16 protein-coding genes are annotated in these 17,259 nt (G+C 57.4%); 6 read left to right on the forward strand and 10 right to left on the reverse strand.

Going from position 1 to position 17,259, the window contains the following annotated elements; all coding sequences use genetic code 11:
- Nucleotides 1–44: 44 nt before the first annotated feature.
- The 5 genes from MWU39_RS13135 to MWU39_RS13155 all read left to right on the forward strand — a co-directional run bounded on the left by MWU39_RS13135 (nucleotide 45) and on the right by MWU39_RS13155 (nucleotide 3,128).
- Complete coding sequence (locus tag MWU39_RS13135) at nucleotides 45–797, forward strand: hypothetical protein (RefSeq protein WP_247160585.1); 753 nt, start codon at nucleotides 45–47, stop codon at nucleotides 795–797.
- Between the two features lie 129 nt (nucleotides 798–926).
- Nucleotides 927–1,649 carry an acetoacetyl-CoA reductase gene (gene phbB, locus MWU39_RS13140; RefSeq protein ID WP_247160586.1) on the forward strand — a complete coding sequence of 241 codons (723 nt, stop codon included), beginning with the start codon at nucleotides 927–929 and terminating at the stop codon, nucleotides 1,647–1,649.
- Between the two features lie 89 nt (nucleotides 1,650–1,738).
- On the forward strand, nucleotides 1,739–2,401 hold the full coding sequence (locus MWU39_RS13145) for a PilZ domain-containing protein (RefSeq protein WP_247160587.1): 663 nt from the start codon (nucleotides 1,739–1,741) through the stop codon (nucleotides 2,399–2,401).
- A 41-nt stretch (nucleotides 2,402–2,442) separates the two neighbouring features.
- Nucleotides 2,443–2,655, forward strand: coding sequence for a TIGR03643 family protein (locus MWU39_RS13150; RefSeq protein ID WP_247160588.1), 213 nt, complete (start codon nucleotides 2,443–2,445; stop codon nucleotides 2,653–2,655).
- Nucleotides 2,656–2,867: 212 nt separating this feature from the next.
- A complete protein-coding gene (locus tag MWU39_RS13155) occupies nucleotides 2,868–3,128 on the forward strand; it encodes a ribbon-helix-helix domain-containing protein (protein ID WP_247160589.1) in 261 nt (86 codons plus the stop codon).
- Here MWU39_RS13155 and MWU39_RS13160 read toward each other — a convergent pair.
- The gene (locus MWU39_RS13160; RefSeq protein ID WP_247160590.1) at nucleotides 3,070–4,269 is read right to left on the reverse strand and encodes a hypothetical protein; all 1,200 of its coding nucleotides are present in this window, start codon (nucleotides 4,267–4,269) and stop codon (nucleotides 3,070–3,072) included. The genes MWU39_RS13155 and MWU39_RS13160 overlap by 59 nt on opposite strands.
- Nucleotides 4,269–5,552 carry a UDP-N-acetylglucosamine 1-carboxyvinyltransferase gene (gene murA, locus MWU39_RS13165; RefSeq protein WP_247160591.1) on the reverse strand — a complete coding sequence of 428 codons (1,284 nt, stop codon included), beginning with the start codon at nucleotides 5,550–5,552 and terminating at the stop codon, nucleotides 4,269–4,271. Before murA ends, MWU39_RS13160 begins: the two co-directional genes overlap by 1 nt.
- A gap of 127 nt (nucleotides 5,553–5,679) precedes the next feature.
- Here murA and galU point away from each other — a divergent pair, with 127 nt between their 5' ends.
- Complete coding sequence (gene galU / locus MWU39_RS13170; protein WP_247160592.1) at nucleotides 5,680–6,561, forward strand: UTP--glucose-1-phosphate uridylyltransferase GalU; 882 nt, start codon at nucleotides 5,680–5,682, stop codon at nucleotides 6,559–6,561.
- 76 nt (nucleotides 6,562–6,637) lie between these two features.
- On the opposite strand, the gene MWU39_RS13175 is transcribed toward galU, so the two are convergent.
- The 8 genes from MWU39_RS13175 to glnE all read right to left on the reverse strand — a co-directional run bounded on the left by MWU39_RS13175 (nucleotide 6,638) and on the right by glnE (nucleotide 17,192).
- A complete protein-coding gene (locus MWU39_RS13175) occupies nucleotides 6,638–8,374 on the reverse strand; it encodes a flotillin domain-containing protein (protein WP_247160593.1) in 1,737 nt (578 codons plus the stop codon).
- A gap of 24 nt (nucleotides 8,375–8,398) precedes the next feature.
- The gene (locus MWU39_RS13180; RefSeq protein ID WP_247160595.1) at nucleotides 8,399–9,040 is read right to left on the reverse strand and encodes an OB-fold-containig protein; all 642 of its coding nucleotides are present in this window, start codon (nucleotides 9,038–9,040) and stop codon (nucleotides 8,399–8,401) included.
- A 195-nt stretch (nucleotides 9,041–9,235) separates the two neighbouring features.
- A complete protein-coding gene (locus MWU39_RS13185) occupies nucleotides 9,236–10,528 on the reverse strand; it encodes a cytochrome P450 (protein ID WP_247160597.1) in 1,293 nt (430 codons plus the stop codon).
- Entirely contained in the window at nucleotides 10,528–12,066 is a 1,539-nt protein-coding gene (locus tag MWU39_RS13190; RefSeq protein ID WP_247160599.1) for an acyl-CoA synthetase, read from the reverse strand. The genes MWU39_RS13185 and MWU39_RS13190 overlap by 1 nt, the downstream gene beginning before the upstream one ends.
- Before the next feature lie 212 nt (nucleotides 12,067–12,278).
- Entirely contained in the window at nucleotides 12,279–12,995 is a 717-nt protein-coding gene (locus MWU39_RS13195; RefSeq protein WP_247160600.1) for a M23 family metallopeptidase, read from the reverse strand.
- Nucleotides 12,996–13,152: 157 nt separating this feature from the next.
- Nucleotides 13,153–13,944, reverse strand: a complete 792-nt coding sequence (locus MWU39_RS13200; protein WP_247160603.1) for a ferritin-like domain-containing protein — start codon at nucleotides 13,942–13,944, stop codon at nucleotides 13,153–13,155.
- An 8-nt stretch (nucleotides 13,945–13,952) separates the two neighbouring features.
- On the reverse strand, nucleotides 13,953–14,426 hold the full coding sequence (locus tag MWU39_RS13205) for a peroxiredoxin (RefSeq protein WP_247160604.1): 474 nt from the start codon (nucleotides 14,424–14,426) through the stop codon (nucleotides 13,953–13,955).
- A 3-nt stretch (nucleotides 14,427–14,429) separates the two neighbouring features.
- Entirely contained in the window at nucleotides 14,430–17,192 is a 2,763-nt protein-coding gene (glnE, locus tag MWU39_RS13210; protein WP_247160605.1) for a bifunctional [glutamate--ammonia ligase]-adenylyl-L-tyrosine phosphorylase/[glutamate--ammonia-ligase] adenylyltransferase, read from the reverse strand.
- Nucleotides 17,193–17,259: the final 67 nt, after the last annotated feature.

The following is a 17,259-nucleotide window of genomic DNA, read 5'->3' on the forward strand; positions in this document are numbered from 1 at the left end:
TCCCACCTTTGGGGATCATCACAAGACAGGGGCAGTCGAAAGACATGGCACGCGGTTTGAACATTGGAGCAGGAAAGCAGCGTAAGCTGCCATTGCTCGGTGTGGCCGGCGCTCTAATGCTCGCACTGCCTTCGGCTGGACTTGCGGTTGTCGGCTTTGGCCCAGCCACCGTTTCCGGCGATGACAGTGGTTTTGGAATTTTCACTCCGGCTTCAATTGATCCGGATCTCGCCGCTCGAGTGGCTGATAAGGCCCGTGCGCAAGGGATTCGTTTTACACCTGCCGGATCAAACCCGGTTCTGAGTAACAACACTGTGACCGTTGCAGTGCGGATTGATGCCGATACTGCGAAAGCCGTGTCTGTGCGCTCCGCAATCGAAGCGGCTCCCGGCGCTGGCAAGACAATCGCTTCGCTGCAGTCCAGCCGTTTCAATCTCGGCACGGCGCGCGGTTATCAAAGCTTTGCTCGGCAGGTTGAACTGCCCAGCAATGTTCAGAACCTCGCCGTTCCGGACTTGACCGAATTTGAGCCCGCGCAGCCGCGTGCTGTTAAGAAGCCAAGCCGTCTGCAACCGCGGATCGAGCTTGAGGATGAAGCGATCGCTGGTCGCTCACCGAACACTCTCGACTCGCTCGGTTCGCAAACCGTCGATGTGGGCGGCAGCTTCAGCCTTTCGCCAAACCTCGATGTGACCGCAGGTGTCCGTTACTCGCAAGAACGCGAGCGCCTCGATCCGCTGACCAATTCGGTTCAGGACAGTCAGGCGGTCTATGTCGGGACCCAGATCAAATTCTGATCGGGAGACCGGAAGGCACTCACCACGAGACATTCGTATGCAAGACCTCGCTTCGGCGGGGTTTTTCTTTGCCTTCCGTAACGTCAGGTCTAGGTTTGCTTTTGAAATCACTATTCGAAAGGACAAACGATGAACCGTGTAGCCGTAGTCACCGGAGGAACGCGTGGGATCGGGCGCGCGATTTGCGAACAATTGAAATCGGACGGGTTCAATGTTGTCGCCAATTACGGCGGCAATGATGCCGCCGCGCAGCAATTCTCCGAAGAAACGGGTGTGGCGACATACAAATTCGATGTCGGCGATCACGAAGCCACCCTGGCCGGATGTGAACAAATCGCCGCGGAAGTCGGCCCGGTCGAAGCGGTCGTCAACAATGCCGGGATTACCCGCGACGGGACGCTGCACAAGATGAGCTATGACGATTGGCATGAGGTCATGCGCATCAATTTGGGTGGGTGCTTCAATATGTCGAAAGCCTGTTTTCCCGGCATGCGGGAGCGCGGATGGGGCCGGATCGTCAATATCGGCTCTATCAACGGGCAGGCGGGCCAATATGGCCAAGTGAATTATGCAGCAGCCAAATCGGGCATACACGGCTTCACCAAAGCGCTCGCGCAGGAAGGCGCACGCGCCAACATCACCGTGAACGCTATTGCGCCCGGCTATATCGACACAGATATGGTCGCCGCCGTTCCGCAAGGTGTGCTTGATAAAATCGTCGCGAAAATCCCGGTCGGGCGTTTGGGACAGGCAGGCGAGATCGCGCGCGGGGTGAGTTTCCTATGTTCCGAAGAAGCCGGTTTCGTCACCGGCTCCACCATGAGCATAAATGGCGGCCAACATATGTATTGAGCACCTTGCTGGCAGCTCCCGCAATTTAGTCATTCGTTAAGCATATCTGGTTAACTTGCCTTATCCATAAAATTGGTGGGGAAGTTTTGATGGCCGAAATGCAAAGACTATCACCGTCCGAAATGGGACGTCGCACGGTTCGCCGCGCCGATCCTGAGCGTGTCGATCTCTGCAACCGCCCTGCCAAAATCGTTAGCCATTCCGGCGAATATCTTTGCCTGATGGAGGCCTGTTCCACGATTGATATCGCCTTGGGGTTTCTTCACGCGGCACCTCCTGAACCGCGCTTGCTCTTGCAGCTTGAAAATGGGCTGACATTCCCGATCGAACGGGTGTGGACTGGCAAACGCCGCGCTGGATACCGTTTCGCGGGTGAAGTTCAGCTTGATGATTTCGCTGTGGGAACCGGAACGTTCGAAGCGCGCCCGATCCGTTTGAAAATTTCAGCGCCGGCTCAAATCGTGGATGGCAACGAGAGCAGCCATGTTCAGCTGATCAATCTGTCACGCGGAGGCGCACAATTTGAAAGCACCGCCGCGCATCAACTAAACCGCTTGGTCAGCGTCGCGATTGCAGATGGCCCGCAATGCCTTGGTGAGATTCTCTGGAAAGACGGAGACCGGTTCGGAATGAAATTCCAGCATCCGCTTTCCATCGAAGAATTGTCCAACGCGGCGCTCGCGCTGCAGCCGCTTGACGCGCCGTTCCAGACGCCGCTGACCTCAAGCTTTGGAAAAGCGCGCGCAGCCTAAGCAATCGGAACCAATCCGGTGGCTCCCTAGTTTCTAGGGATATGTCGTCACCGGAACTCAGCGAAGCAGAAATCAGCGCGGTCATTGAAATGGCGCTGAGCGATCATATCGCCTTTGCCGAGATTGAGGCGCAATTTGGTTTGGCGGAAAAGCAGGTCAAAGTGCTGATGCGCGAGAACATCAAACCATCCAGCTACCGCACCTGGCGCAAGCGCGTGCGCGATTTTTCGGATCGGCGCGAACACTATAAATAGGCGAACCCTCGGGCCGCCAAGTTTTCCTACATCGATGCAGACCGCTACGGATGATCCGGTTCTTTGAAATCGTCGATCCGCCGAAAAGTTGGACATGTGTCACCCGTGCCCTACACTTGGTTTTCCAATGAAATCATGAATTTACTCTGTAGGGCACACATGACAACCCGCCCGATATGTCATGCGTGTCCTACATCTGGTAACACGCCCGCATGACAACGACACCGCTCTATCATCCCCCAGTCAAACGCTCGATCGAGATCGCTGGTCACAAGACCAGCATTTCTCTTGAACCGTTATTCTGGGAAATGTTGCGAGATGTAGCGCAAGCCGAAAACGTCCCGATCAATGCCATTGTCGCCCGCGTCGATGCCGAGCGCATCCGGGCCGAAACCCCGCCCGGATTGGCCAGCGCTATTCGGGTGTGGCTGGTAAGCCAGGCCCTTGTTCAGAGGCCGGGCGAACAGCCCTGACGGTGTAACGGCCAGGCCTCAGCGCGAGTTTGACACTCTCGCCCGGGTCCACCCAAATCCGGTCGGCAGGAACAGCATTAAATGGATCGCCTGCATGAAAAGCTTCGATCACGAATGGTCCGTTTGTAGGCGCCAGCTCATCCGGACTGGAAATTTCAACTCGCCCGTCGCCAAAACGCCATTCCGGTTTGCCGTCCCTGAATGAAGGAACCGGATGGTCGACGATATAGTCAAACCATCCTTCGATAGTCGCGGGAGCCTTTGACAATTGCACGGCGTCGCCGCTTCCCCGGCAATGGGTCTGCGAGATCGTTAGTGGGTCAATCCCCGTCATGCGTTTGAGGCGAGCTGCCATCCACGCGCTTTCAGACCCATCCTCATTTTGCGTGATGAACTCACGGGCGTGTGAATACCCCACATGCACAATCAATTTTTCTTCAGCGCCCATTTCAGCGATGATTGCCACGAGGTTTTCGGCCTGGGCCTGCTCGCGCCGCGCAATCGAAAGCTGTACATCCGTCCGGTCCGCGTTTGGATCGTAAACCTGCTCGTAGGCGGCAAACCGAAAACCGAGCCGCTTGGCCTCTCGCAACATCTCACCAAAGACTGGCTCCCTGCTGTACCAGCCAAGGCGATAATCAATGTGGGAGACGCCCGCATAGAGAGCGACCGGATCGGGACTATCGGCTTTGTTCGCAAAAGTTTCCGCCGCCAACACGCCGAAGCCGTGCGGCCTGAGCGCCGCAATCACTTTGCGTGAAAAGTCGCGATGCTGGGTCGCCTTGTGGCTTTCATTGATGATGACAACCCGGTGAGACATCGCAGCCTTCACAATCCGGTCAATCACCGCCTCTGCACCGATTGCCGGAGCGGCGATGGCCGCACATGCATCGGGGCTGTATTCGCCGCTAGTTTCGGCGCTGTGATCCTCGCGCCCCAACATCGACCATTCTTGCTCAACCACGCCCGACCCGGGGAAACGTTCATCCTCTTTGGGTCGCTTATACAGGTAAGGGGTATGGGTCTCATCCGCCTCAATCGGGCTGGAAATCACATCGAGTATGACTTCGCTTTCTTGTTCAGGAGCAAAGCCGCCGACAAGCAAAGCTGCAACACAGATGGTCGCCGCCTGCCGCAGCATCAATCGTCGCCGACGCGCTCTATATCAGCGCCAACCAGTTGCAGTTTTTCCTCAAGCCGTTCGTAACCGCGATCCAGATGATAGATGCGGCGCACGGTTGTTTCGCCTTCGGATGCAAGGGCGGCGATAATCAGGCTCATCGAAGCGCGCAGATCGGTCGCCATGACTTCGGCGCCTGTCAGATCGACCGGGCCTTTAACGATCGCGGTGCGGCCTTCGGTCGCGATATCCGCGCCCATCCGTGCCAATTCGGGCACGTGCATGAAACGGTTTTCAAAGATCGTTTCCTTGAGCACGCTGGTGCCTTCCGCCTTGCACAGCAGGCTCATCAATTGGGCCTGCATATCGGTGGCCAGGCCGGGGAATGGAGCGGTTGTCAGGTCGGTCGGTTTGAGCGGACTGTTGGCCGCCACTCGGACACCTTTGGCGTCTTCCTCCACGTCCAAGCCAATGGCGCGAAGGGCAGTAAGCGTGGAGGCCATATCATGCGCGCTCGCCCCTTCGAGCCGTACATCGCCGCCCGTGATCGCCGCTGCGCAAGCGTAAGAGCCGGCTTCGATACGGTCGGGCATGACTTTATAGGTCGCGCCGTTCAATCGTTTGACACCGTGGATGGTCAGATCGGATGATCCGATCCCTTCAATCTCGGCGCCCATCGCGACCAGCAAATTACAAAGGTCGACAATCTCTGGTTCGCGAGCAGCGTTGAAAAGCCGGCTTGTACCATTGGCCAGCACCGCCGCCATCAGCGCGTTCTCTGTTGCTCCGACTGACACGACCGAGAAATCGAAATCGCCGCCCGGCAGGCCGCCATCAGGCGCAATGGCTTTGACATAACCTTGGGTCAGTTCAATCTCAGCGCCGAATGCTTCGAGAGCCTTCAAGTGCAGGTCAATCGGACGGTTGCCGATGGCACAGCCGCCCGGCATCGATACGGTCGCTTCGCCCATCCGGCCCAGCATCGGGCCAAGCACTAGGATCGAAGCACGCATTTTGCGCACCAGATCATAAGGTGCGACGGTCGAGGTGATCCGCGTGCCTTCAAGCGTCATGACCCGGCCGAAATCTTCCGGACGTGTTCCCTGGATCGCGGTCGTGATCCCGAACTGATTCATCAGGTGCTGGAACCCGTCAATATCCGCCAATCGCGGCAGGTTGCGCAGCGTCAGCGGTTCCTCTGTCAGGATCGCGCATGGGATCAGAGTCAGGGCGGCATTTTTTGCGCCCGAGATAGGAATGGTGCCGGAAAGGCGGTTGCCGCCACGAATGAGTAGTTTGTCCATGGCGCATTCCTTTAGAGTTTTTGACAGCCCGCGCAAATGCTCCGGCTGACAAACGAGCGGCATAATAAAAATGCAATGAGGATGCGCCGGTTGACGGAGGCTTAAGCAAACCAGTAATCGGATCGACATGACCAATCCAAAACCAATCAAGAAGGCCGTTTTTCCCGTCGCGGGCCTTGGCACTCGTTTCCTCCCCGCGACCAAGGCGATCCCAAAGGAACTGCTTCCCATCGTTGACCGCCCATTGATTCAATATGCGGTCGATGAAGCGCGCGAGGCGGGGATCGAGCAGATGATCTTTGTTACGGGCCGCGGCAAGACGGCCATCGTCGAACATTTCGATGTGGCTTACGAGCTTGAAGACACGATGAGCGAGCGCGGCAAGGATATGACCGTGCTGGATGCGACCCGTGCAACGCCGGGAGACATCATCACCGTGCGTCAGCAAGTGCCGATGGGCCTGGGGCACGCGATCTGGTGTGCACGGGCGATTGTTGGCGATGAACCGTTCGCGATCTTCCTCCCCGATGAATTGATGATCGGCAAAAAAGGCGGCACAGGCTGCATGAGGCAGATGGTCGAGGCCTACAATCAAGTCGGCGGCAATTTGATCAGCGTGCTCGAAGTTCCGATGGAGGAAGTTTCCAGCTACGGCGTCATCAAGCCAGGCGCGGAGAACGGTGCGCTGACCGAAGTGACCGGGCTAGTTGAAAAGCCGCCCGTGGCAGAGGCTCCGTCGAACAAGATCGTGTCGGGTCGCTACATCCTTCAACCCGAAGTGATGCGCACTCTTGAAACGCAGGGCAAAGGCGCAGGCGGGGAAATTCAGCTAACCGATGCGATGGCCAAGATGATCGGCGATCAGGCCTTCCACGCCGTGACATTTGACGGAAACCGTTATGATTGCGGCAGCAAATTGGGATTTGTCGAAGCGACCCTAGCCTTAGCGTTGCAGCGTGAAGACATGGGCTCGGATGTACGCGCAATGGCCGAGCGTTTGCTCAAGTAAGCTCGCGCTGCACGCACAAACAAAAGCCCCGGGGAAGCGTGATGCGACCCCGGGGCTTTGTTTTGGATAAGCGCGCTTACTCGGCGGCTTCGTCGCTCGGCGCTTCTTCTTCGCCAGCACCTGCATCGTCAAAGTCGATGTCCGGGCTCAAGCTAGAAAGTGCCTTCGCTGCGTCCGATTCCGGATCTTCCGCTGCGGCTTCGACCAGAGTGCTGAGCGAGGAGCCGTTAAGGCCAAGCTCTTTCATCAGCCCGTCCAGCACTGGCGCCTGCGCACGGTAAGCGAGGGCCGCTGATACGGCGTCAGTTGCCAGGTTTCCCGAGCCGCCTCCGGCACCTCCGGTTGATCCGCCGCCCGACGATCCACCGCCATTGGTAAGCCCGTCGACCTGAACGATCTTGATCGAGTCGATTGCTTCCATCGGCTTGGCGCTTTCACGGATAACCTCAGGCAGCACCTTCAGCAGGGCAAGCTTTGTCTGCAGGCTGATCTGATCCATCGAAAGGATATTCGCCGCCTCGTTGATGGCTTCCTGACCAGCGGCTTCGACTTCAAAGCGCACACGGTCGGCTTCGGCCCGCAGGATTTCGGCGTCGGCTTCACCCTTAGCCTCGAGGCGCGCTGCCTCGGCGCGGTTGGTCGCAGCGTCTTTCTCCGCTTCGGCTTCAACCTTGATGCCGATTGCATCACGCTCCGCCTGCTTCGCAGCTTCGATCAGTTCGATCTTCTTCTGACGCTCGGCGATCTCGCTTTCACGTGAAGTGACAACTTGCTCTTCGGCAGTAACCGCTTTCGCACGGGCCGCGTCGGCTTCGGCCTTGGCCTGGCTTTCCTCACGCGACTTGTTCTGAACCGCAATTTGCTGTTCCTGACGGGCGATTTCGAGAGCACGCTTCTGGTCGATACGAGCTTCTTCGACGAGACGGTCTGCCTCAATCTGTTGTGCATCGACCTGCTTCTTCGCTTCGATCCGCGCGGCATCGGCTTCACGCTGACGCTCGGCTTGCTCACGGGCGATTTCCGATGTTTGCGACGCGCGGCGGATTTCCACTTCGCGCTCTTGGCCTAGGCGTGCGTATTCAGTGTCACGCCCGATTTCGAAGGATCGCTGATCCGCTTCGAGGTTCTTCGTCTCCATCTCTACGCGAGTGTCCTGCTCGATATCGTTACGCAGTTTCTTGCGCGCTTCGATTTGTTCAGTCAGCTTGGTAAGACCTTCGGCGTCAAACGCGTTATTGGCGTTGAAGTGCTCGATGCTCGTTTGGTCGAGTCCAGTGAGCGAGACCGATTCCAGTTCGAGACCGTTCATCGCAAGGTCGTTCGAAGACACTTGCTGCACTTTTTGCACAAAGTCTGCGCGTTGCTCATGCAGCTCGTTCATGCTCATACCCGCCGCAACAGAGCGCAGCGCGTCAACGAATTTACCTTCGACGAGGTCTTTAAGCATTTCCGGCTGCATCGTGCGCTGACCCAGCGTTTGCGCGGCCATCGCAATGGCCCCTGCGTCCGGGCGAACGCGAACGTAGAATTCGGCCTTCACGTCGATCCGCAAACGGTCGAGCGTAATCAGCGCCTCTCCGTCCCTGCGGACCACTGCCAACACGAGGGTGTTCATATTGACCGGCATCGTTTCGTGAAAAACCGGGAAAACCATGGCGCCGCCATTCATGACGACTTTTTCACCGCCAAAACCGGTCCGCACAAAGGCAGTCTCTTTGGACGCGCGGCGATACAGCGTCGTCATGAAAATGAAGATGATGATGATCAGCGCGATCCCGCCGCCAACCAGCATTGCAAGTGTTAAAAGATCCATGTTCCCTCCAATAATTCAAACAGTTCAGGGCTGTAGCAACGGGCTTTCGTAGCGCACGCCGAAGAAAATTTCTCCTTCGCGGCGCACCAGAAGCACTGTCTCACCCTCGGTCAGTTCCGCTTGCGGATCATGCGGTTCGACCATGACAAAGTGGGGATGCCCGAAAGCATCTTTGACTTTCGCGCGGGCTGGTGATGCCTCGCGGGCTGTGCCCGTCTGAATCACCGCGTCGCGCCTGACGAGGCTTTCCAAACCCACCGCCGTCGTCTCGTCTTTGGGAAGCACTTTCTCGATTGGCCTCACGGCCAAGCCATTCAGCGGCAGCGAAGCACCGCCAGCCAGCAAGCCGGCGAGACCTGCGGACAAAGGCGAACCGGCTAGGCTCGAAATGATCCACTGCCCGAAAACACCTGTGACGGTGAATACGAACAACAGGCTGGACAGCCACACCAAGAAAGGTACGCGGCCAAGGCCGAGCACGCTAGACACGCCATCCAGAAAGCCACTGGCTTCGAGCCCGTCAGCAACATCTGCGTCTATCTCAATCTCGATATCGTCAGCGCCTTCGAAAAGGTCACCCACGCCGATGATTTGCAACGCTGCGATGATAAACAACGCGATGAGCGAAGCTGCAAAAGGCAGGTTGTGCGGTTCAAGCAGGATCATTGGATTTCACCCGCAACAAACCGCGCTGCAAACATTGCAACGATCTGTTTCCTGATTTTTCCCATGAACCGAGCATTAACACATGTTTCGCAAAAATAATAGAAAAATCGAACTTTGAGTTCGATAAATACGTATGACGAACGATTGTTATTCAATACTGCTTGAATTGTTGCGAATCGTCCCCATATCCAGAGCTTATGCTGGCGTTATTCGCAGGGGAAGCGATTTCAATCCGCCCACGAAAGTGCTGGTTGCACGGCGCGCTTCGCCCGCAGGTTCAACCGCTTCGATCCGATCCAGCAAAACCTCAAACAAGATCCGCATTTCCATACGCGCCAGGTGCAAGCCAAGGCACTGATGCGCGCCTGCTCCGAAGGCGAGGTGACGGTTGGGCGAACGCGCCGCATCGAACCGGCGCGGATCGTCGAACTGCGCGGGATCATGATTGGCTGCGACATAATTGATCATCAGCCAGTCGCCCTTTTTCAGCTCCTGCCCGCCTAGCTGCGTATCCTCCGCCACAGTCCGCATGAAGTGCTGCACCGGCGAGGTCCAGCGGATCGCTTCTTCGACAATACCCGCCAGCAATGAACGGTCCGCTTTGACCCGTGCGAATTGCTCGGGATCATGCGACAAAGCCATCATCGCCCCTGCCGTGGAGGCGGAAGTGGTGTCATGCCCTGCCGCGGCGAGAATGATGTAATAACCCATCATATCCCGGTCATTCAGAGGCTCTCCATCAACCAAGGAATTGGCAATGGTGCTGGCGACATCTGATGTGGGATTGGCACGCTTTTCGGCGGTAATGCCTGCAAAATACGCCTCAAAATCCTTTACCGCACCCGCGACAAGCTGCGTGATCTGCTCCGGCGTCATTGCCGCCATGCCAGACTGGTTCAAATCTTCGTCTTGCCCGCCGAACATCTGCTGTGTCAGCATCATCATGCGCGGCTCGTCTTCTTCGGGCACGCCCAGAATCTGCATGACAACGTGCAAGGGATACGGGCCGGAGACTTGCTTCACAAAGTCAATGTCCGGCCCGGCTGCCAGCATCCTCTCGACCGTGCGTTCCGCAATGGCGCGAATTTCGCCCTCAATGCCGCGAAGGTTCTTTGGCATGAACCATTCCTGGGTCAGCTTGCGATATTTCATATGGATCGGCGCATCGAAAGTGACGAGGCTGGCGACCATATGCTCGCTGCCACCGGTCATGGCCTTGGCAAAGGCGATGCCTTCATTCAGCGAGAAAACCACCGTCTGCGGATTGTTGAGATAGGTCGCATTGTCTTTGGAGACCTGCATCACTTCGTCATATCCGGTGACCAGCCAGAACGGGCGGTGGACATCGTCTACGCCTTCGACACGGACGACCGGCGACTGGGCACGGATTGCATCGAAGCGGTCGAGCAAATTGTCCCAATCTGCGTAACTGGCGGGATCTATGATTGCGCGGCCGTTGACCGCATCAAGCGTCGGAGCGCTGGCCATCAGCTTGCTGCCTTTGCTTCGTATTCGTCGCGAAGCTCGCGCTTATACAGCTTGCCGTTTGCCTCGCGCGGCAGGTCAGGGCGGAAATCGAACAGTTTCGGCATCTTGATCCTCGCCAATTGTGGGGCGAGGAAATCGCGCAGTTCCTCTTCGAATGCGTCTCCTGCATCGGCCATATCCAGCGGCTGAACCACGGCGACGACCTTCTCACCCAGATCAGGGCAAGACGCACCGATCACGGCGGCGTCCATGACCTTGTCATGGGTTACGAGCAGGTTCTCGATTTCCTGTGGGTAGATGTTCACCCCGCCTGAAATGATCATGTGGCTCTTTCGGTCGGTCAGGAACAAGAACCCGTCTTCGTCGACATGGCCGATATCGCCGAGTGTCATCCAGCCTTTAGGATGGGTTGCCTCGCGCGTCTTTTCAGGATCATTATGGTATGTCGGCAGAAGCGCGTTTTCGAAATAGATCAGCCCGTCTTGACCAGCGGGTACATCTTCGCCGTCAGGGCCGCACACATGCAGTGTGCCGTAGATCGCCTTGCCCACCGTGCCGGGATGGGTCAGCCAATCCTCCGACTTGACCAGTGTCATGCCGATACCTTCGCTGCCAGCGTAGTATTCGTTCACGATTGGGCCCCACCACTCGATCATTTCCTGTTTGATCGGAACAGGGCACGGTGCCGCGGCGTGCAAGGCGCGTTGATGACTGGACAGATCATATTTGGTGCGGATCGCCGGATCGAGTTTGAGGAAACGCACGAAATGGGTCGGTACCCACTGACTATCGGTGACCTTGTAGTCCTGGATCGCTTGAAGCGCGGCTTCCGGTTCGAACTTTTCCATGACAACCACTGTTCCGCCCAAACGGTGCGCGGTCGATGCCCAGCCAATCGGAGCCGCATGATAGAGCGGCGCGGGCGATAGGTAGACCATCGATCCATCGGCAGGCATGCCGGCACCCATCATTGCAAGCCCCATCAGCGGGTTTGGAGCCAAGGGGTCGGGATCCTCCGGGGGTGCGGGCCGGATTCCTTTCGGGCGCCCCGTAGTGCCGGACGAATACAACATGACTAGGCCGGCGCTTTGATCGTCAATCGGTTTGCAGCTTTGCGCATCCAGCAGCGATTGAAAATCATCTGCATCGCCAGAATCCATGACCAGCATCGGGATATTCGGACATTCGGTCCGAATATCGTCCAGCACGTCATCGAAGGCAGTCGAAGTGATCAAGAACTTCGCCTCGGCATCCTTCAGGATGTACGAGATTTCAGGTGCGGTCAGACGGGTCGAGATCGGTACCAGCATCGTGCCAGCACGCTGAGATCCCCAGACCAAAGTAAAAAACTCAATCCTGTTCTCGAGCAGCACTGCAAACGCATCATTAGCGCCCAAGCCGCGCGTGCGCAGCAATTGAGCAAAGCGGTTTGATGCGGCATCAAGCTCAGCAAAAGTCATTTGCTTCCCGCTACCCGCCATGATCACCGCAGGATGATCTGGCCGATTTTGGGCGTGCGTAATGGGGTGCAGGCTCATGAATTTTCTCTCCCTAGCGCGGCCTCATAGAGGCGCGCGCGATTCACTCTCTAAATGAAACCTAACGGCGGAAGAGCCGCACTCAAGCGAAATCGGAAGTCGCGCCAGCCAATCGATGGCGCAAAAAAAGGCGGCGGGTAAACCCGCCGCCTATACTCGGACATCCTCTCCAATGTCCGACCCGCTTTTGAGCGGGTTATTCCGAATGCGGCTTACTTGCCGCCGCGACCGGTCAGCGTCGCCTGATTAGAGGCTGCGACCTGCGTTTCGGTTTCTAGCATATAGGGAATCGGGTTGACTGCAACCCCGTCGACACGGACTTCATAATGAAGATGTGGACCAGTTGACCGACCGGTAGAGCCGACATAGCCAATCACATCGCCTTTGCGAACCGTATCACCAGCGGCAACAGCCAAGCGTGACATGTGCGCATAACGGGTTTCGAGATCGGAACCGTGATCGATGCTGATGTAAAGACCGTAGCTGGAGAACCAGTCGGCGCGCTCAATGATGCCATCAGCGGTAGCGTAAATCGGTGTGCCAGTCGGCGCGGCCAGATCGACGCCCTTGTGACGTGCGCGGCGGCGAAGAACCGGGTGATTGCGCATTCCGTATCCGCTCGTAAGCGTCGAATTGGAAAGCGGGCTGCGCGACGGAACCGAAACGACTGGTTGCTGTGTAACAGGAGCGCCCGGGCCTTTTTCGTCAAGCGCTGTCCAGCTCGCGAACAGCTGGCGGAACCGCGGATCGCCTGTATTCAGACTTTCAGCTTTCGCTTCTTCAATTGGCTGGGTGATATCCGCTGTCGCGGTAGAGGTGTTGGCCGTATTTGCCGTGTTCGCTGCAGCCGGAGCCGCTGCAATCAACGAAGCCGCAGCCACAACAGCTGCAGTCGCTTTTGAAATCGGACGCTTGAAAAGCGTGTTCATACTAACCCGGTCCTTTTGCGCCTTATGAACGCATTATCTCAACTCAAATCACCCAAAATACCGGCAGTCTTTGCGCTGCATTCCGTAAATCGATGATCGTTCAAACCGGCGATAGGCCTGTCAAAACTTGTAAGAGCGGAGTTATCGGGCCGAAATCTTAAAGCGCAACTTCCGCGTAGAATTCGCGCGATAAACCGGCTGCAAGACGGGCTGAGTCGTTAAATGGCGGCTTAACCGCCCCTCTGAAATAGCGCTGGACCAGAGTTTTCCACATCGATTCTGGCGGATTTCCGTGGTTTTCGGCGCATCGCAGAAAATGTTTTGTCCCGAATCGGACGTGCCGAATTTCATCGTCAAGAATGCGCGTCAAAATCTTTGCGCCGTTCTCGTCACCCGCACTCTGCACGCGCTCCAAAGTGGCAGGCGTGACGTCAAGCCCGCGCGCCTCCAGCACCATTGGCACAATCGCGAGGCGAGCCGCGACGTCATGCCGGGTTGTATGCGCCGCCTCCCATAACCCCCCATGGGCCGGCAATGCGCCGTAATGGCTGCCAAGGGTTTTCAGCTTTCTGTCGAGCAGAGCAAAATGCATCGCTTCATCGGCAGCGACATAGAGGAAGTCCGCAACGAACTCCTCACCCATTTCCTCACCAAAGCGCCCAGCCATATCAAGCGCCAGATCAATCGCGACAAATTCTATATGGGCGAGCGAATGCCACAGTGCGATTCGCGCACGGTCTGAACCGAATTTGCCGCGCTTAGGCATCTTCTTTGGATCAAGCAGTTCGGGCGTGTCAGGGCGGGCGGGGTATTCCGGCATTGTGACGTCAAAGCGCCACTCCAGATCACCTCGCCGCCAGCGCCGCGCGACATCGCGGGTCGCGAAGCATTTGGCGCGCGGATCGGCGGTCATCAAAGCCGCTTGAATGGCGGAAGACAGGCTTTGCATAGTTTGGATCAGAGTGCCTTTGCAGCGGCCAGCACCTCTTCGGCATGGCCTTTGACTTTCACTTTATTCCAGATCTGCGCGATCTTGCCATCAGCATCGACCAGATAGGTCGAACGGACCATGCCCATATAGGTTTTCCCGTACATCTGTTTTTCGGTCCAGATGCCAAGCGCATCGGACAATCCACCCTCTTCCGCGTCGGTGGCGAGCGGTGTTGTCAGGCCATGTTTGGCGATGAAATTCTGGTGTTTTTTCGCGCTGTCTTTGCTCACACCGAGCAGTTCGGTGCCAGCCGCATCGAAGTCCGCTTTGAGCGCGGTGAAATCTTTCGCTTCCGTAGTGCAGCCGGGCGTGTTGTCTTTCGGATAAAAGAACACGACCAGCTTCTTGCCCTTGAAATCGGATGCTTTGACGGTGCCCCTCTCAGGGGTGCCCATTTCAATATCCGGCATCGCGTCGCCCACTGCGGGGAAATCACTCATACTTCACTCCATTCCATCATGACTTGTGTCTTCGAGAGATAGCGCTTCACCGAAGATCGCGTTCCAAACCTCTGCGACTTCTTGCCGCGCCTGTTCGAGAGCTTCGAGCAAGGCAACAAAATCCTTTTCGCCGCATGCCCGTGCCAAGGCTCGCGCGGCACTCGCAGGAGGCTCCATAGTATCGGGCGCAAGCAAACGCCCTGCAACCAGCGCCCGCGTCATCACATCATGCGCCCGACCGATTTCAGCAGGCATCAAGTCAGCCGAAATCAGGGCCCGAACAGCTGTACCCAAGTCAGGGTCAAAAGCATCCGGATGCGTTTCGACGAGTATGGAGCCGTCTGTCATCCGACCCTTCAGCTGTAGATAGTGCACAACAAACTCAAGATCGACCAATCCGCCGCGCCGCAACTTCACATCCAGGATCCCACGCGGATGCTTGTGTTTGGCCATTTCGGCGCGCATCGATAGGACCGCTTCTTGCAACTGAGCGTGGTCCCGTTTGCTTTGTAGCACTTCTTCCAGCAGGCCATCGAGATCAGCGCGCGCCGCATCAGATCCGGTCAGCACGCGCGCGCGGGCAAGCGCCATATGCTCCCATGTCCAGGCAGTCTCGCGCTGATACTTGGCGAAGGCATCGCAGCTAACCGCAAGCGGTCCTTGCGCACCTTGAGGCCGCAGTCGCGTATCCACTTCGTATAGAGCGCCTTGCGCTGTGGGCACCGAAAGCGCCGCAGTGACACGGCTCGCCAAGCGGTTGAAATACTGCGTGGCACCCAGCGGGCGTGGACCATCGGATTGCGCAGTAAAATCCCCGGTAAAGAGATACACAATGTCCAAATCGGAGGCATGTGTGAGCGCACCGCCGCCCAGCCTTCCAAGGCCAAGGACCAGCAATTCGCCGCCTTTGATCCGGCCATGTGCACGAGCGAATTCGGCTTCGGTCTCCCGCATCGCAATATGCAATCCAGCCTCAGCCGTCCGCGATAAAGCGCGCGCAATATCGAGCGGATCGGTCATGCCCTCTATCAGTTGCACGCCCAACGCAAAGCGTATGTCGCCAGTGACCGAACGGATCGCATCGAGCGCAGCCTCATAGTCGGGTCGGATCATCGATTGACTGATACTGGCAGCGATTTCTTCGACCGATCCGGGCAATTCAAGCGCGCTCTGATCAAGCAACGTGTCGAGCAATTCCGGGCCACGAGCGAGTTCGTCTGATAAAGTCCGCGTCAATGTTAGCGTGGCAACCAAGCGTTCCAGCACATCGGGTTCGGCGGCAAGCAGTCGGAACAGCGTTATGGCAGAAGTCGCTCCATCGAGAATACCTTCCCAGCGGGTGATCGCGAGTTCAGGGGCGTCGCTTGCAGCGATAACAGTCAGAAAGGTCGGAAACAGTCGATCAAAGGCTTCAATCGCAGCTTCGGAACGCAAACATGCAAACCTGCCATCGCGCCAGCCTTCGATCCGTTTTGCCAATGCCTCAGGATCAGCAAAGCCTTGCTCACCGAGCTGCCGGACGAGCTCGTTTTGCTCAGGAACCGCACCCTGGGTTGGGTCTGCTTGTCCGATCAAACCTTCGTATATTTGGCCCACTTGATCGGTAAGTGCGGTTAGCTCTGCGACCAGTGCTGCGCCATCCGATAGCCCGTCGAGCCGCGCTGCATTATCAAGCGCTTCCCCCTCGGGAAGTGTGTGCGTTTGACGGTCGTTCACCATCTGCAACCTATGCTCGATTGTGCGCATCCGGTCATAGCCATCGCCCAGCACCTTAGCGTGATCCGCTTCAATCCGCCCGGCTGCAGCGAGCGCATTGAGCGCCGCGCGTGTGCCACTGACCCTTATATTTAGATCCCGACCTCCGTGTATCAATTGATGTGTCTGTGCGAAGAACTCGATCTCTCGGATGCCCCCGCGCCCGCGCTTCACATCAAAGCCCGGACCTGGCCGAACAGGGCCGTCATAACTCTCTCGAATGCGCAATGTCAGCGCGCGGATTTCTTCGACAGCGCCAAAATCGAGCGCGCTGCGCCACACAAACGGCCGGATTGCCTGGAGGAACCTTTCACCAGCACAGACATCACCAGCCGCCGCTCGCGCGCGAATGAAGGCCGCCCGTTCCCAAGCGAGCGCTGCGCCCTGATAATGCGCCTGCGCCGATCCGACAGGCACGGCCATCGGACTGATTTCGCTCGCCGGGCGTAAACGCAGATCGACGCGCTGGACATATCCCTCTGCAGTATTCTCGCCGAGTATTTTGACAACGCGGCGCGCATAGCGCTGGGCCGCATCGCCCGGATCATCGTTCTCACGGCATCTCAGAGTGGCCGGATCATACAGCAGGATTGGGTCGATATCCGACGAGTAGTTGAGTTCCCCTGCCCCCTGCTTGCCAAGCGCGAGCGCGAAAAACCCCTCCGGTTCGCCTTCACCAACACGATCATCAATTGCCGCTCTAATAGCCCGATCCAAAGCCCTGTCGGCAAAGTTGCTTAGCTCCGCGACGACCCTCGAAAGCGAAAGTGCGTTGGCGAGATCGCCAATCGCCAACGTCGTAGCGAGTGCCAACCGTTCCCGGCGCAGCCCGATACCCACATCCTCATGCACACCGCGTTTCTGCGTCCACACAAGAGCCGCATCGATATTTCCCGCCGCTAGTAATTCGCGCAGCTCAGGCTGTCTCTCAAGCGCGCGCGCCAAAAACGGTGCATGCGCCTCCGCACGCCTCAGCGCGTCGCTCCAGTCTGGTTGCTGATCCGCAGTCATCCCGCTCTCTCTTGCAGTGCCCCCAATGCTCTGCAAGAGAGGCGGCTTACTATTTTTGACGAGAGGA

It is taken from the genome of Erythrobacter sp. F6033 (assembly GCF_023016005.1).
In the GTDB taxonomy this organism is placed as follows: Bacteria; Pseudomonadota; Alphaproteobacteria; order Sphingomonadales; family Sphingomonadaceae; genus Erythrobacter.

Coding starts and splice junctions, on each gene's coding strand:
- MWU39_RS13135 (WP_247160585.1), top strand. CDS start 45: ATGGCACGCGGTTTGAACATTGGAGCAGGAAAGCAGCGTAAGCTGCCA.
- phbB (WP_247160586.1), top strand. CDS start 927: ATGAACCGTGTAGCCGTAGTCACCGGAGGAACGCGTGGGATCGGGCGC.
- MWU39_RS13145 (WP_247160587.1), top strand. CDS start 1,739: ATGGCCGAAATGCAAAGACTATCACCGTCCGAAATGGGACGTCGCACG.
- MWU39_RS13150 (WP_247160588.1), top strand. CDS start 2,443: ATGTCGTCACCGGAACTCAGCGAAGCAGAAATCAGCGCGGTCATTGAA.
- MWU39_RS13155 (WP_247160589.1), top strand. CDS start 2,868: ATGACAACGACACCGCTCTATCATCCCCCAGTCAAACGCTCGATCGAG.
- MWU39_RS13160 (WP_247160590.1), bottom strand. CDS start 4,269: ATGCTGCGGCAGGCGGCGACCATCTGTGTTGCAGCTTTGCTTGTCGGC.
- murA (WP_247160591.1), bottom strand. CDS start 5,552: ATGGACAAACTACTCATTCGTGGCGGCAACCGCCTTTCCGGCACCATT.
- galU (WP_247160592.1), top strand. CDS start 5,680: ATGACCAATCCAAAACCAATCAAGAAGGCCGTTTTTCCCGTCGCGGGC.
- MWU39_RS13175 (WP_247160593.1), bottom strand. CDS start 8,374: ATGGATCTTTTAACACTTGCAATGCTGGTTGGCGGCGGGATCGCGCTG.
- MWU39_RS13180 (WP_247160595.1), bottom strand. CDS start 9,040: ATGATCCTGCTTGAACCGCACAACCTGCCTTTTGCAGCTTCGCTCATC.
- MWU39_RS13185 (WP_247160597.1), bottom strand. CDS start 10,528: ATGGCCAGCGCTCCGACGCTTGATGCGGTCAACGGCCGCGCAATCATA.
- MWU39_RS13190 (WP_247160599.1), bottom strand. CDS start 12,066: ATGAGCCTGCACCCCATTACGCACGCCCAAAATCGGCCAGATCATCCT.
- MWU39_RS13195 (WP_247160600.1), bottom strand. CDS start 12,995: ATGAACACGCTTTTCAAGCGTCCGATTTCAAAAGCGACTGCAGCTGTT.
- MWU39_RS13200 (WP_247160603.1), bottom strand. CDS start 13,944: ATGCAAAGCCTGTCTTCCGCCATTCAAGCGGCTTTGATGACCGCCGAT.
- MWU39_RS13205 (WP_247160604.1), bottom strand. CDS start 14,426: ATGAGTGATTTCCCCGCAGTGGGCGACGCGATGCCGGATATTGAAATG.
- glnE (WP_247160605.1), bottom strand. CDS start 17,192: ATGACTGCGGATCAGCAACCAGACTGGAGCGACGCGCTGAGGCGTGCG.